The sequence below is a fragment of the Marixanthomonas ophiurae genome (assembly GCF_003413745.1).
In the GTDB taxonomy this organism is placed as follows: Bacteria; Bacteroidota; Bacteroidia; order Flavobacteriales; family Flavobacteriaceae; genus Marixanthomonas; species Marixanthomonas ophiurae.
Genome location: NZ_QVID01000001.1, coordinates 791,985 through 805,783, shown reverse-complemented (window position 1 = coordinate 805,783; position 13,799 = coordinate 791,985). Strand labels below are relative to the sequence as shown.

13 protein-coding genes are annotated in these 13,799 nt (G+C 33.3%); all 13 read left to right on the top strand.

Annotated elements, in window-relative coordinates; genetic code table 11:
* The first annotated feature begins 3 nt into the window (after positions 1–3).
* The gene (locus DZ858_RS03605; protein WP_117158171.1) at positions 4–1,005 is read left to right on the top strand and encodes a hypothetical protein; all 1,002 of its coding nucleotides are present in this window, start codon (positions 4–6) and stop codon (positions 1,003–1,005) included.
* 49 nt (positions 1,006–1,054) lie between these two features.
* Positions 1,055–2,071: a dTDP-glucose 4,6-dehydratase gene (gene rfbB / locus DZ858_RS03600; RefSeq protein ID WP_117158170.1), complete on the top strand. Its 1,017-nt coding sequence runs from the start codon at positions 1,055–1,057 to the stop codon at positions 2,069–2,071.
* On the top strand, positions 2,068–2,925 hold the full coding sequence (rfbA, locus tag DZ858_RS03595; RefSeq protein WP_117158169.1) for a glucose-1-phosphate thymidylyltransferase RfbA: 858 nt from the start codon (positions 2,068–2,070) through the stop codon (positions 2,923–2,925). The genes rfbB and rfbA overlap by 4 nt, the downstream gene beginning before the upstream one ends.
* Before the next feature lies 1 nt (position 2,926).
* Positions 2,927–3,472: a dTDP-4-dehydrorhamnose 3,5-epimerase gene (gene rfbC, locus DZ858_RS03590; RefSeq protein ID WP_117159504.1), complete on the top strand. Its 546-nt coding sequence runs from the start codon at positions 2,927–2,929 to the stop codon at positions 3,470–3,472.
* Positions 3,469–4,317 (top strand): dTDP-4-dehydrorhamnose reductase, encoded by an 849-nt coding sequence (gene rfbD, locus DZ858_RS03585; RefSeq protein WP_117158168.1) that lies wholly within the window; start codon positions 3,469–3,471, stop codon positions 4,315–4,317. Before rfbC ends, rfbD begins: the two co-directional genes overlap by 4 nt.
* Before the next feature lie 2 nt (positions 4,318–4,319).
* Positions 4,320–5,444, top strand: a complete 1,125-nt coding sequence (gene wecB / locus DZ858_RS03580; protein WP_117158167.1) for a non-hydrolyzing UDP-N-acetylglucosamine 2-epimerase — start codon at positions 4,320–4,322, stop codon at positions 5,442–5,444.
* 3 nt (positions 5,445–5,447) lie between these two features.
* Complete coding sequence (gene wecC / locus DZ858_RS03575) at positions 5,448–6,656, top strand: UDP-N-acetyl-D-mannosamine dehydrogenase (RefSeq protein WP_205120343.1); 1,209 nt, start codon at positions 5,448–5,450, stop codon at positions 6,654–6,656.
* Between the two features lie 34 nt (positions 6,657–6,690).
* Entirely contained in the window at positions 6,691–7,704 is a 1,014-nt protein-coding gene (locus DZ858_RS03570; RefSeq protein WP_117158166.1) for a putative metal-binding motif-containing protein, read from the top strand.
* A 1-nt stretch (position 7,705) separates the two neighbouring features.
* The gene (locus tag DZ858_RS03565) at positions 7,706–8,923 is read left to right on the top strand and encodes an oligosaccharide flippase family protein (protein ID WP_117158165.1); all 1,218 of its coding nucleotides are present in this window, start codon (positions 7,706–7,708) and stop codon (positions 8,921–8,923) included.
* Positions 8,895–9,287: an MATE family efflux transporter gene (locus DZ858_RS03560; RefSeq protein ID WP_117158164.1), complete on the top strand. Its 393-nt coding sequence runs from the start codon at positions 8,895–8,897 to the stop codon at positions 9,285–9,287. Before DZ858_RS03565 ends, DZ858_RS03560 begins: the two co-directional genes overlap by 29 nt.
* 2 nt (positions 9,288–9,289) lie before the next feature.
* The gene (locus tag DZ858_RS03555) at positions 9,290–11,023 is read left to right on the top strand and encodes an asparagine synthase-related protein (protein ID WP_117158163.1); all 1,734 of its coding nucleotides are present in this window, start codon (positions 9,290–9,292) and stop codon (positions 11,021–11,023) included.
* A gap of 358 nt (positions 11,024–11,381) precedes the next feature.
* The gene (locus DZ858_RS03550) at positions 11,382–12,650 is read left to right on the top strand and encodes an O-antigen ligase family protein (protein ID WP_117158162.1); all 1,269 of its coding nucleotides are present in this window, start codon (positions 11,382–11,384) and stop codon (positions 12,648–12,650) included.
* Complete coding sequence (locus DZ858_RS03545) at positions 12,634–13,590, top strand: SGNH/GDSL hydrolase family protein (RefSeq protein ID WP_117158161.1); 957 nt, start codon at positions 12,634–12,636, stop codon at positions 13,588–13,590. The genes DZ858_RS03550 and DZ858_RS03545 overlap by 17 nt, the downstream gene beginning before the upstream one ends.
* Positions 13,591–13,799 lie beyond the last annotated feature (209 nt).

Here is a 13,799-nt window from a genome sequence, read left to right as displayed (position 1 = left end):
ATTATGAGCAATCAAACCACCAATTCTTCCGAAGAAATAGATTTATTTTATCTCTTTAGTTTAGTAGGCAATTTTTTTAAAAAATGCTTTATTGCTGCCTATCGTTTTATCATTTTTTTACTCAAAAACTGGATTATTTTATTAGCGCTTATAATCGTAGGAGTTTTAGCGGGATATTTTTCTCAGAATGATACCGAAAATCCTAAAGAGGCTAATGCTTTGATTCGTATTAATTTTGATACTGTTGGCTATGTTTATAATACGATTGATTTGCTTAATGATAAGATAATAAATAGGGATTCAGTTTTTTTAAAAGAAGCTAATTTATGGAAAAATGGGCCTCTTTTAAAGGATGTTAAAATAGAGCCTGTAATAAGCTTTAAAGATATAGCAAGTATTTACGGTAGAGATAATGCTACACTTAAGGCTCTGTTTGAAAATTATGAATACGAGAACGGCAACACTATTAATAGTACTTTCAAAATTGATTTTAAATATCATAGTATAGAAATGGTTCTTGCCCCTAATGCTACCCCAAAATCTGTTGATTATTTTATTGAGTATTTGAACACGAATGATCTTTTGGGTAGTCTAAAAAATAAATCTATTGGCAATATTGAGGAACGGATTTCAACAAATGAAGAAACTATTAAACAAATAAACAATATATTAAACAATTATAATACAGGGGAAATTGGTATAAGAACCAATCAAATAACACTTGATAAAGATTTAACAGGCTTAGTTAGAACAAAAATGGATCTTCAAAGAGAAATTGAAGAATTCAGTGAAGATCTAATATTATCTAAAGGTGTGAGTGTTCTAATAAATAAGTCATCATTGATTGAAGCTACCCCCAGTAAACTAAGTAATAAAATGATTGTATATCCTATCCTGTTAATCTTCCTTTTCTTGTTGTTTGCATTGCTGGTAAGAGCTTTTAATTACGCCAGGAAATTAGCTCAAAATGAAGATGCAGAAAAGCAAAGTAGACAGAGCATATAGATACGCAATGCCGTGTTAAAATCTGTTTAGATTAATCTAAAAAAATATTTTGAATAACGATAATATACTGATTACCGGAGGGGCAGGTTTTATTGGGTCTATTTTTACCCAGTATTACCTTAACAACACAAGTAACGAAGTTTTTGTGCTTGACAAGCTTACCTATGCCGGTAATTTGAAAAATTTAGAGACTGTTTCGCAGCTTCCAAACTATCATTTTATCGAAGGGGATATTTGCGATAAAAAGTTTTTGAAAACACTTTTTGAAAAACACCAATTTCAAAAAGTGATTCATTTTGCGGCAGAATCGCATGTAGATAATTCCATTACCGGTCCGGCTGCTTTTATTGAAACTAACATAAATGGTACGTTTAACTTATTGCACCAAGCATATACCACGTGGATGGATGGGCCGAATAAGGTAAAAGAATTCTTTAAAAATGCTCGCTTTCTTCACGTTTCAACCGATGAGGTATATGGAACCTTAGGTAAAACAGGATTGTTTACCGAGCAAACACCTTATGCTCCTAATAGTCCGTATAGTGCATCAAAAGCATCCTCAGATTTTATTGTAAGAAGCTATTTCCACACCTATGGCATGCCAGTTGTAACTACAAATTGCTCTAATAACTATGGTCCTAACCAACATAAAGAGAAATTAATCCCTACAATCATTAGGAAAGCCATTTCAGGCGACCCCATTCCAATTTATGGCGACGGTAAAAACGTACGTGATTGGTTATATGTAGAAGATCACTGCAAAGGCATTACATTAGCTTTAGAAAAAGGCGAATTAGGAGAAACCTATAATATAGGTGGTCGGAATGAACGAGAAAATCTATACATCGCACATACTATTTGTGATATTTTAGATAATTTAAAACCAAAGGATGTTTCCTATAAAGAACAAATCACTTTTGTAACCGATAGACCGGGACATGATTTTAGATACGCCATAGATGCTTCAAAAATTGAAAATGAATTGGGTTGGAAAGCAGAAGAAAATTTTGAAAGCGGTATAAAAAAGACCATTGAGTGGTATTTAAAAAATACAGATAGATTATGAAAGGAATCATATTAGCAGGAGGCTCCGGCACACGATTACACCCATTGACGCTTGCGGTAAGCAAACAGTTAATGCCTGTGTATGACAAACCCATGATTTATTACCCCTTGTCAACTCTAATGCATGCTGGAATACGTGAAATATTAATTATTTCAACACCTGAAGATCTGCCCTTATTTGAAAAATTATTGGGGGATGGTTCAAAATACGGTTGCGATTTTCAATATGCAGTGCAAGATGAACCCAACGGCCTTGCCGAAGCATTTATAATTGGAAAAGAGTTTATAGGGAAAGACAAAGTAGCTTTAATCTTAGGCGATAATATTTTCTACGGAAGCGGATTAAAAGAACTATTACAATCCAATAATAACCCTGATGGTGGTATTATTTACGCCTATCACGTGCACGATCCCGAACGTTACGGCGTGGTAGAATTCGATAAAAACGGAACAGCACTTTCTATTGAAGAGAAACCAAAACAAGCCAAATCCAATTACGCGGTACCAGGTATTTATTTTTATGATAACAGCGTTGTTGAGATAGCAGCAAACATAAAACCTAGCAATCGGGGTGAACTAGAAATCACTGATGTGAACAACGCTTACCTAAATCAAGGAAAATTAAGCGTTAGCATATTAGATAAAGGGACGGCTTGGTTAGATACCGGTACATTCGCCTCTTTAATGCAAGCCGCTCAATTTGTTGAGGTGATTGAAGAACGCCAAGGGCTAAAAATTGGCGCAATTGAAGAAGCTGCTTATGAGATGGGATATATTGATAAAGAACAATTGGTAAAACTCGCCCAACCATTACTAAAAAGCGGATACGGAAACCATTTAATGCAACTTGATTAATTTGGAACTACAACAAACAACATTAAAAGACTGCTTCATTTTAAAACCCCGTATGTTTCAAGATGAAAGAGGTTTTTTTTCTGAAACATATAATAAACAAACATTTAAAGAAGCAACGGGCTTAGATATTGATTTTGTTCAAGACAACCAATCTATTTCCACCTATGGTGTGTTAAGAGGCTTACATTTTCAAAGAGGACCTATGGCGCAAAGCAAATTGGTTCGGGTGGTAAAAGGCAAAGCTCTGGATATTATTGTTGATATCAGAAAAGATTCTGAAACTTTCGGAAAGCACATCAGCGTAATTCTTGACGATGTAGAGCAAAAACAATTATTTGTTCCTAGAGGTTTTGCCCACGGCTTCATTACACTTTCTAAAACCTCTGTTTTTGCCTATAAATGTGATAACTTTTACGATAAAACTTCAGAAGGAGGAATTATCTATGATGACGCAACCTTAGGGGTGGATTGGCATCTGCCTAAAGAGGATTTAATCATTTCAGAAAAAGATAAACAACTTCCCGCGTTTAAGGAAGCGATTTTATGACTAGCGTATTAGTAACAGGTGCAAACGGACAATTGGGAAGGTGTTTACAAGATGCCTCAGAAAAATATCCACAACTAAATTTTTTCTTTGCTTCGCGAAACCAACTTGATATTGAAAACCAAGTAGCGGTTACCGCCCTTTTTTCAGAAAAGAAATTCGATTACTGCATAAATACCGCAGCCTATACCAATGTTGAAAAAGCTGAAAGTGAACAAAAGAAGGCGTTTAATAACAATGCAGAAACTGTAAGACACTTGGCATTGACCTGCAAAACAGCCAAAACCACTTTAATTCATATTTCAACAGATTATGTTTTTGACGGAAAGAAAACAACGGCGTATTTAGAAACCGATGCCACGAATCCAATTAATGTATATGGTGCTTCAAAATTGAAAGGAGAACAATACATTCGGGAGATTTGCACCAACTATTTTATTTTTAGAACCTCGTGGTTATACTCCACTTACGGACATAACTTTTTAAACTCCATCCTAAAGTTTGTCAAGGAGCGGAAAACAATTAGTATCACAACCGAGCAAACGGGAACTCCTACTAATGCAAATGATTTGGCAAGTGTATTATTACAGGCTATTGCTTCAGAAAACAAAAAATACGGTTTATACCATTATAGCAATACTGGGGAAGCTACTTGGTATGATTTTGCCAAAGCTATTATAGACTATTCCAATCAAAATGATGCGATAAAACTTGCTAAAACAGACCATTATCCTACTTTTGCAGCGCGGCCTAAGTACAGTGTGCTGAATACTGAAAAAGTATTACAGAATTTAAACGTGGAAACAATCCATTGGAAAGAAAGCCTCAAAATTATTTTGAACAACTGATTATGAAGAAAAAAAACCTAATTGTTTTCGGAACACGTCCAGAAGCCATAAAAATGGCTCCCTTGGTGTTACAATTTTTAAACACTTCGGAATTTGAAACTAAAGTATGCGTTACGGCTCAGCACCGTGAAATGCTGGACCAAGTATTGGTTTTTTTCGACATTACACCCGATTACGATCTTGATGTGATGAAACCGAACCAAAACCTATACAGCCTAACCGCTACCATTATTGAAGGGATGAAACCGGTATTGGAAGACTTTAATCCAGATTATGTATATGTGCATGGTGACACAACCACCTCCATGGCTGTCGGGATTGCAGGTTTTTATAGCGGCGCAAAAGTATGTCATATAGAAGCAGGTTTACGAACCTTTGACAGGCAGTATCCATTCCCTGAAGAGTTTAACCGCCAATTAACAGGGAAAATAGCAGATTATCACTTTGCTCCCACAAATCTTTCCAAAGAAAACTTACTAGCTGAAAATACTTCAGAAAAAAATATTTTGGTCACGGGAAACACGGTTATTGATGCCTTGTTATACGGAATCGATAAAGTGAATGCAAAAAATTTCAAGGATACTGAAATCGAAATGCTGAAAGAGAAGCTGGATCTTGACAGAAAGATAATTTTAGTCACTGGACACCGTAGAGAAAATCACGGGGAAGGCTTGTTGAACATATGCAAAGCGTTGAAAGAAATAGCTCTAGCAAATAAAGATGTTCAAATAATTTACCCAGTTCATTTAAATCCAAATGTAAAAGGTCCCGTTCATGAGTTATTAGCTGGAGTGGACAACATTATTTTGGTACAACCGTTGGCGTATCCAGCTTTTATATGGCTAATGGAAAAATCATATTTGATTATAACCGATAGCGGCGGCATACAAGAAGAGGCGCCTAGTTTGGGTAAACCGGTATTGGTAACCCGAACCACCACCGAACGTCCCGAAGCAGTAGAAGAAGGCACGGTACTATTAGTTGGCACCGATTCAGATAAAATAACTTCTGAGACACATAAACTACTAAACGATAAAGCATATTACAATGGAATGAGCCTGCGCCACAATCCGTATGGGGATGGAAAATCGACGCAAAAGATAATTTCATTTATAAAAGAACTATAAAACATGGAGCACAAACCAAGCGTAGTAATGATGGGGTTGGGATACATTGGTCTTCCCACAGCGGCATTGATAGCAAGCAGAGGCTTAAAAGTAACCGGTGTTGACATTCGCGAAGATGTGGTGAAAACTATTAACCAAGGGAAAATACATATTGTAGAGCCTGATTTGGATGGCCTTGTACATCACGTGGTAAAAGAAAAACATTTAAAAGCAGCTACAAAACCAGTTGAAGCAGATGTTTATTTAATAGCTGTTCCCACGCCGTTTAAAGATAATCACGTACCTGATTTAAGTTATGTGCTCTCTGCAACCAAAAACTTAATTCCTACTCTAAAAAAAGGAGCGTTGGTAATATTGGAATCCACCAGCCCTGTAGGAACCACAGAGAAGGTGCAAAAACTCATTTTTGAAGAACGTCCCGAACTAAAAGGACACATTCACATAGCTTATTGTCCTGAGCGTGTATTGCCAGGAAATGTACTGCACGAATTAAAGCATAACGACCGTGCCATTGGAGGTATCAATAAAGATGCTACCGATAAAGCCATCGCTTTTTACAAGCACTTTGTGGTAGGCGAACTTCACCCAACCAATGCCAAGACTGCCGAAATGGTAAAACTGGTAGAAAACGCATCCCGTGACAACCAAATTGCCTTCGCCAATGAACTTTCAGTAATTTGTGACAAAGCGGGCATCAACGTTTGGGAGATGATTAATTTGGCTAATAAACACCCGCGTGTTAATATTTTAAAGCCTGGCACAGGTGTAGGTGGCCATTGTATTGCGGTAGACCCTTGGTTTATCGTTTCAGAATTTCCAAATGAAAGCGGCCTGATTAAAAAATCGCGCGAAACCAACAATTACAAAACCGAGTGGGTACTTGAAAAAATAAAGAATAAAGCATTGGCTTTTAAGATTGAAAATGATCGTGAAGCCAAAATTGCCTGTATGGGCCTTGCTTTTAAACCTGATATTGACGATTTACGGGAATCTCCAGCATTATACGTAGCCAAAACCTTAAAGAAAGGAGGTTTTTCAACCTTAGATGTAGAACCCAACCTAAAAGAAGGTGACACACGCGATTTAACGACTGTTTCTGATGCGATACACCAAGCTGATATTATTGTGTTTTTGGTAGCGCATACAGCCTTTAAAACGCTTGATATTGATACTTCAAAAGAGGTGTTGGATTTTTGTGGGGTTAGGCAATAAAATTGATTTATTAAGAATCTTAAAATACAATTTTATGAGAGTACATTTTTTATTAATTGTAAGTATATTTTTAACCTGTTGTAATTCCGATGATTCAGAAGAGGTAATAAATAATTGTGAAAAAATCGCGTGGTATGAAGATATGGACAACGATGGTTATGGTAATCCAGATGTGTCACTAGAAGAATGCATTAAGCCTGAAGGTTATGTAGATAATAATTTAGATTGTAATGATAATAACCCTGAATTAAATCCTGATTTTCCTACTCCGATTTGGTATGAAGATATGGACAACGATGGTTATGGTAATCCTGATGTGTCACTAGAAGAATGCATTAAGCCTGAAGGCTTTGTGGATAATGATTTAGATTGTAATGATAGTAACCCTGAAATTAACCCTGATTTTCCTACTCCGATTTGGTATGAAGATATGGACAATGATGGTTATGGTAACCCTGATGTATTACTAGAAGTATGTATTAAGCCTGAAGGTTATGTTGATAATAACTTAGATTGTAATGATATTAACCCTGAAATAAACCCTGATGCGCAAGAAATTGACGGAAATGAAATAGATGAAAATTGTGATGGTAAGTATCAATTCCCTTATTCAGTAGGAAATAAATGGTATTATGAAGGTTCCGAAAGTATCGTTGATCCTTGGGGAAGTAGTAGTGTAAGTACTCAATATATATTTGAATCAGTTGAAAAGTTTCAAGAAGACTCAAAAACATATTATAAAATTAAACAAATTAAAATAGCTGACGGAGAAGAGAGTGTAACTTACAGTAATATTAACCCTGAATTTGATTCAGAAATATATGAGTATGTTGGAACGGTTTCTTTATTTGGTTATTCGACTAAAAAGTATGATTTTTTATTTTCTATTTATCCAGAAAGGATTACTTATGGATATTCTTTAAAGTTTGGACAAATAAGTTATTCTCTTTTTAATAACGATGAGGTTGTTCATGTGTCAAAAACATATTCAATTAAAGGGTGTATTATTAATGGTGTATCTTATGGAGATGTAAATCTTTTAAAGTAAAATGTTAGAATTGATTAACAATAAATATAAGCAATACTCCCATTATTTATTATATGGCTCTTCGATTGTTTTTGGTAGAGGTCTAGAATATCTATGGTTTTTTATAATTAGCTATTATGCCACAAAACAACAATACGGTGAATTTGAGCTCTATAAAAAAATAATAGAGTTCTTCGCAATTTTTGCATCTTTAGGTTTCCCAGCATTAATATTGACCTATACGCGCACCAAACAAGAAAAACAAGATTTTTTTATAACGGGTGTATTTCTATCATTATGTATTACCATATTTGCTGCTTTAATCCTGATACTATTTAATGCTAATTATCTTTTTTTGATAGTACCAATACTTTTCTTTGCCATATTTCATTATTCAAATTCTATATATCAAGCCTATAATTTAGTTGAAAAAGGCAGCAAATATGCTTCTTATTATAAGAGTTTGGTATCTATATTATTTACAGTCTCTATCTTATTGTTCTTTTTTACGATAGAGGAAAAGGAATTTTCTATCATATATTGTACCTACCCACTTTTTATTATCGGAATTATTTACCTTATTAAGGACTTCAGTATTAAAGCAGTTATTACGTCTTTCAAAAAAACAAAAGCTATCCTGAAATCTCAATTTTATAATGGAAGTGTTTTGTTTTTAACAACATTGGTAAACACTTCTTTTTTAGTTACCGATGTTTTTATTATTAATTATTATTCTGGCAGTAGTGAAGGAAAATTGGCTGATTATAATTTTCCTTTAATGATTGCAAATATGTTGCTTATTGTTTCTATGACCTTAACCAATGTGGATATAGAAAAATACAAACAAAAACACAGTTATTTCAAATCTTCATTGCGGAAAAACACTCTTTTTACTTTTTTAGGAGCTATTCTTTTATTTATTTTTTACTTTTTATTGACAAAATTTATATATACTGAATATGAAAACACATTAGTGGTGTTTATCGTAATTTTAGCCGCTAAAGTAATTCAAAGCCTTACAATACCTTATGGAGTATACCTAGCTACTAAAGCGGTATACACCTACGTTTTAATCGTTTTGATAGTTGCTTTGTTATTTAATATATGCTTTAGCTTTTTTCTTTACCCAAAATATGGTCTTATAGGTATTGCGGCTGTAAGTTTATTGGGATTACTAATTAGATACTTACTTTATTTAAAAAAATATAACCATGGCAGGAATATATGGCGTATTGATTAAGGATAACAAGAGTGAAAATATTTCCAATAAATGGTTGTTGGGATTGTTTGGGGAAGAATTTAAGTCGGGTACAACTGTATTACTTATTTTATGTAGTATTCACTTAATCAGTAGCGCAATGGGGTCCGCAGCTATAATTATGCAAATGACGGGTTATCAAAAACAATATCATAATATTGCGCTGGTAAGTTTAGGGTTTAATTTAAGCTTAAATTTCATTCTTATTCCTAATTTTGGAATTACAGGTGCGGCAATAGCCACTGCATTTAGTTTGTGCTTTTGGAATGTAAGCAATGCGGTATTTTTAAAACGAAAAGAGAATATTGTAACTTATTTTAATCCTTTTCAAAAATTAAAACGATAATAATGGCAGGAATTTACGGAGTTTTATTAAAAGAGAACAAACAGCGGGAATTGTACAAACAATTTTATAACGCCGATTTCTCAAATACGATTCAAGAGGAAATTGAAGTTGGAGGGTTTACTTTTGGTCGTTCGGTACTTAATAAATTTAATGATGATCGATTTCTATATGAAAATGAAGATTATATTGTTTGTTATGAAGGGATTAATTACTCTTTAACAAGAACCCCCCATGATTTTATTGAAGCGTTTGAACAAAGCCAAGAAGATTTCATCTCTTCCTTAAAAGGAACCTTTTCAGGGTTTATTTTTTCCAAGAAGAAAAACAAGATTATTCTTTTTAATGATCAGTTGGCCACCAAGGATATTTACTATTTTTATGACAAAGAGGTTGGTTTTGCATTTTCTTCAGAAATGCATGTGCTGTCCAAGCTTTTACGTCAAAATAAAATCTCTATAAATTATGATTACGATGGTATTTATTCTTTGGCATTATATGGACAAATGTTTGATGAGTTTACGCTGGTAAAAGAGATTAAGCGTTTGCGGTATGGCTCGACACTTTCTTATGATTTAGAAACAAAAAAATTGATTGCTGACCAGTATTTTAAGCTAGAGAAAAAAATAGAACCACAAAACCTAAACCTTAATGATGTCATTGAAAATGTTGACCGCATTATGCTTAAGGCCATTAAAGAGGAATGGCAGAAAGACACAGATAATGGGTATTCAGAACATTTGAGTTTAATCAGCGGTGGAATGGATTCGCGGGTAAATGCCTTACTTGCAAAAAAAATGGGGTTTCAAAAAATAAATGGCTATACCTACGGAAATCCTAATTCCAGCGATGTGAAAATTGCGCAAAAAGTAGCTAGTGAAAATTTTGAATCCCAGCTTCAATTTAACTTGCAAAATGGTGACTTTTTTGTTGAAAATACGCTGGAAAATTATGTGAAAGCTACTGATGGATTAACCCATTTCACCGCCAATGCCATTATCTATAATGTTATGCGAAGCGTGAATACAACCTCTTATGGAGTATTGCATTCTGGTCAAATTGGGGATGTCCCTTTTGGTTATTTTATTAAACAAAACTTTGATTTTAAGGCCAATAAAGATAAAATAGGACTTACAGGCTTTGTTCAAAATAGAAAGTATTTGGAAAAATTAACCTTTTTAAATGAACTGACCGAGCGTTACCAAGGGTCAGATTATGAAGTTTTCACTTATGAACAACGCCAAATCAATGGAACTTTGTTAGGGGATCGAGTTTTTAATAATTTTATAGATCATGTAGCTCCGTTTTATGACACAGAGCTTATTGAGTATACGCTTTCAGTTCCACTTAAATATAAAATGAATCAACGCCTTTATTTCGAATGGCTTAAAGCAAAGCATCCTGAAGTTTTGCGGTACAAATGGGAAAAAATAGGTTTAAAACCCAACTCAAACTTTAATATCAATTATGGGCGGTTAATCAAAAAATATGTCAATGGAGGTAAAAAATACTTTGGATTAAAATATGACAGCATGAATCCTATTGCAAACTGGTTTCAGAAAGATTCTACTATTTTAAAACAGTTTGATAAACTGTTTCAAGAAAACATCACTTTAATTAAAGATAAAGAACTTCAACGGGATTTAGAAAAAATCTATAAGGATGATATTTTTGAATACCGTAATAGATTTGGTGTTATTACGGTTTTATTGGCAATACGGCTCCATTTCTATAGATAAAAGACCAATGGCTTTAAAAGATAAAATATCACTTTTTCCTTTTCCAGTAATTAGAATTTTTTTAATTGTTTTTGATTGGGTTGATTGCATTTTCAATTTCGGTAACTTTTTTTAGAGTGATCAATTTAAATATAAAAGAAAAGGAGCTGAATAACAATAAGCATAATTTGATTAAGGTTTTGTTTATAGTTATAAATGTCATTACTGTAATTTTGATTGTGCATACGAATGTCAGAAATGGAGAAATTATAATTTTTTCTCACCAAGATAGAAGATGACATTTTTGAATATAGAAATAAGTTTACTGTTATTAGCGTTTTGTTATCCTTAAAATTACATTTTAGTTAATCATCTATTTATGAAAATCAGTATCCAAACATTTAATTTTTTTATCGTTTCGACGATACTGCTTTTTGCTTTTTCGCTTAATTTTTTTGGAGAGATTTTAAACGGTATATACCGTATTGGATTTACCGATGAATTGGGCATTTTATTGGTGCTATGCATAGGGGTTTATATATTACTTTCTTTACGCAAGGTGCGGGTGTACAATAAAGACTTTTTAATACTATTCCCGTTGCTTACACTAGTTTATGTGTTTTTTTATTACGAGACCTTTATTTCTTTTGTTTATGAGTATTACAAACTGTTTATATTTCTTGTTTTCTTGCCGGTTTTAAAGTTTTTTAATGCTGCCACGTTGCAGCGGTTTTTAAAATTATTACACAAACTTTTTTTGCTGGTTCTGTCAATTAATTTTGTATTTATCGTTCTCCAGTACATCACTAAAAATGCAATCCTTACTAAAATTGGTTATAGTGAACTTAGGGTAAGTGGTTGGGAAAAAATAGGACGCTACACAGGTCTGTTCGACGTGGGAACATTAGGTGCAACCGCTCTATTAATCCTTATGTTAAACGAAATAGGAAACAAAGGTAACAAAAGCCATAAGTACATTTTGATACTTGGGGTTTTGTCGGTTATTTTTTCGAGCTCTAAAGCCTCGTATGCTATTTTAATTTTATGGATATTTATTTATTTCAGAAAACAACTTTTAAAGCATTTTCTTAAAATTATTGCGGGGGTAGCCGCAATTGGAACCGTAATTTTTTTCTATACTTATAAAGCTATTATATCCAAGATAATTCAATATCAATTTTTCTTAGAGAACTTATACAATCCTAAAATAGTCAATTTGGCCAATGTGGAAATGCGAGCCATGTTTTGGGCTCAAAGTATTAAAATAGTACAAAATAATCTATTTGGGTTAGGTTTAGGGACGTTTGGGGATGCTTCATCTAAATACAATCCAGAAGCCTATAAAATGCCTGCTTCTTTGTGGCCAGACCAATTTGTGTATTTGTCAGACTCCGCATTGTCCCATGTAATTGCAGAACAAGGTATAACCTGTTTGCTTTATTTATTTGTTTTGTTTTTTCCCCTTTTAAAAGCCCATAAAAACGCAAAAGTTTATGTGTATATGTTAATGTGCTTTTATTTTGTGCAGGTGATCTTTACAATGGGCTTTTCTGCAGGAACATGGCCGCTGCTTTTCGCTTTGTTGTATGCTATTCTATATTATTCTAAATCAAAAAAAATAAACGCTCTTTTTGAAAAAGCTGATTAAATATAGATATATAATTGTATTTGGGGTGCTTATTTGCATTTCAATACTAAGTTTTGTCTTTTATTTAAAAGATGAATTGTTTTTCCGGTTTAAGTTCAACCTCAGCAATACCGAGGTAATCGATGATATTGGGAAAATGTATGTTTACACAACATTTTACAATAAATTAATACTTAATAATAAAACTGGAAAAGAACTTAAACCAAAACATCATTATAGACTTACATTTAAAAAATCAAATAAGTCCTACCTATTTTCTTTTAACAATAAAGAGGTTTCTGATAGTTTACATTTAAATTATGTAGTTTGGTATTTTAAAAAGCCAATTGAAAAGGAAGGCTATGCCCACATTGAAGAAGTAGATTTAGATAGAAAAGAGAAAGGACAAATTAAAGTTGCCATGTTAACAGAACAAATGGGATGCTGTTTATTGACCGGAAAAAAATTCCGGTATCAATGGAACAAAATAAACCCAGAACTTAACTTTGTAGGCAATCAAAAAGATGTATATGGATATGAGTACTATGGTGGTGAAAATTTAACCACCAAAGGTATCTTAGAACAATCAAAAAAAATTGAACAAGCAAATATAATTGTTGTATGGACCGGCAGGAATGATTGGAATATGTCAGCTAATGAAACTGTTAAAAACATAAGTGAAACGTTTAAAAGCTTAAAAAAACAAACACCTACGTCAAGATTAATCCTTTTGTATCCGGCTCCCAGTCCAGTAAAAGAATATGACGATAAAATAAAACAAACAGTTATGGCCTTAGAAAAAGAGCGTTGGCCAGATGTAACACAAATAAATAGCTACGAGCTTCTTAAAAGTCAAAAAAATTGGAAAGAAACTATGTTCTTTAAAAATTACGGACTCACAGAAAAAGCATATGAAATTATTGTAAAAAACATTGATGATGCAGTTTTCCAAAATAGGTAATGTAAAAGGGGGATATTTTTTTTTATTGAATGTTCTCTTTATTTCGTTTGCTTTTCCTTCTCCACCACTAACAAATATCGTTTTGTTTACAACACTGGCTGTCGCTATTGTATCAACCTTAAAAAGTAGAAACCTTAAAAAGAAAAGCTTTACCAGAAAAAAATATGTAGTAATTTCTGCACTTATATTCGTTTCTGCCTTTTTATCTG

Coding starts and splice junctions, on each gene's coding strand:
- DZ858_RS03605 (WP_117158171.1), top strand. CDS start 4: ATGAGCAATCAAACCACCAATTCTTCCGAAGAAATAGATTTATTTTAT.
- rfbA (WP_117158169.1), top strand. CDS start 2,068: ATGAAAGGAATCATATTAGCAGGAGGCTCCGGCACACGATTACACCCA.
- rfbD (WP_117158168.1), top strand. CDS start 3,469: ATGACTAGCGTATTAGTAACAGGTGCAAACGGACAATTGGGAAGGTGT.
- wecB (WP_117158167.1), top strand. CDS start 4,320: ATGAAGAAAAAAAACCTAATTGTTTTCGGAACACGTCCAGAAGCCATA.
- wecC (WP_205120343.1), top strand. CDS start 5,448: ATGGAGCACAAACCAAGCGTAGTAATGATGGGGTTGGGATACATTGGT.
- DZ858_RS03570 (WP_117158166.1), top strand. CDS start 6,691: ATGAGAGTACATTTTTTATTAATTGTAAGTATATTTTTAACCTGTTGT.
- DZ858_RS03565 (WP_117158165.1), top strand. CDS start 7,706: ATGTTAGAATTGATTAACAATAAATATAAGCAATACTCCCATTATTTA.
- DZ858_RS03560 (WP_117158164.1), top strand. CDS start 8,895: ATGGCAGGAATATATGGCGTATTGATTAAGGATAACAAGAGTGAAAAT.
- DZ858_RS03555 (WP_117158163.1), top strand. CDS start 9,290: ATGGCAGGAATTTACGGAGTTTTATTAAAAGAGAACAAACAGCGGGAA.
- DZ858_RS03550 (WP_117158162.1), top strand. CDS start 11,382: ATGAAAATCAGTATCCAAACATTTAATTTTTTTATCGTTTCGACGATA.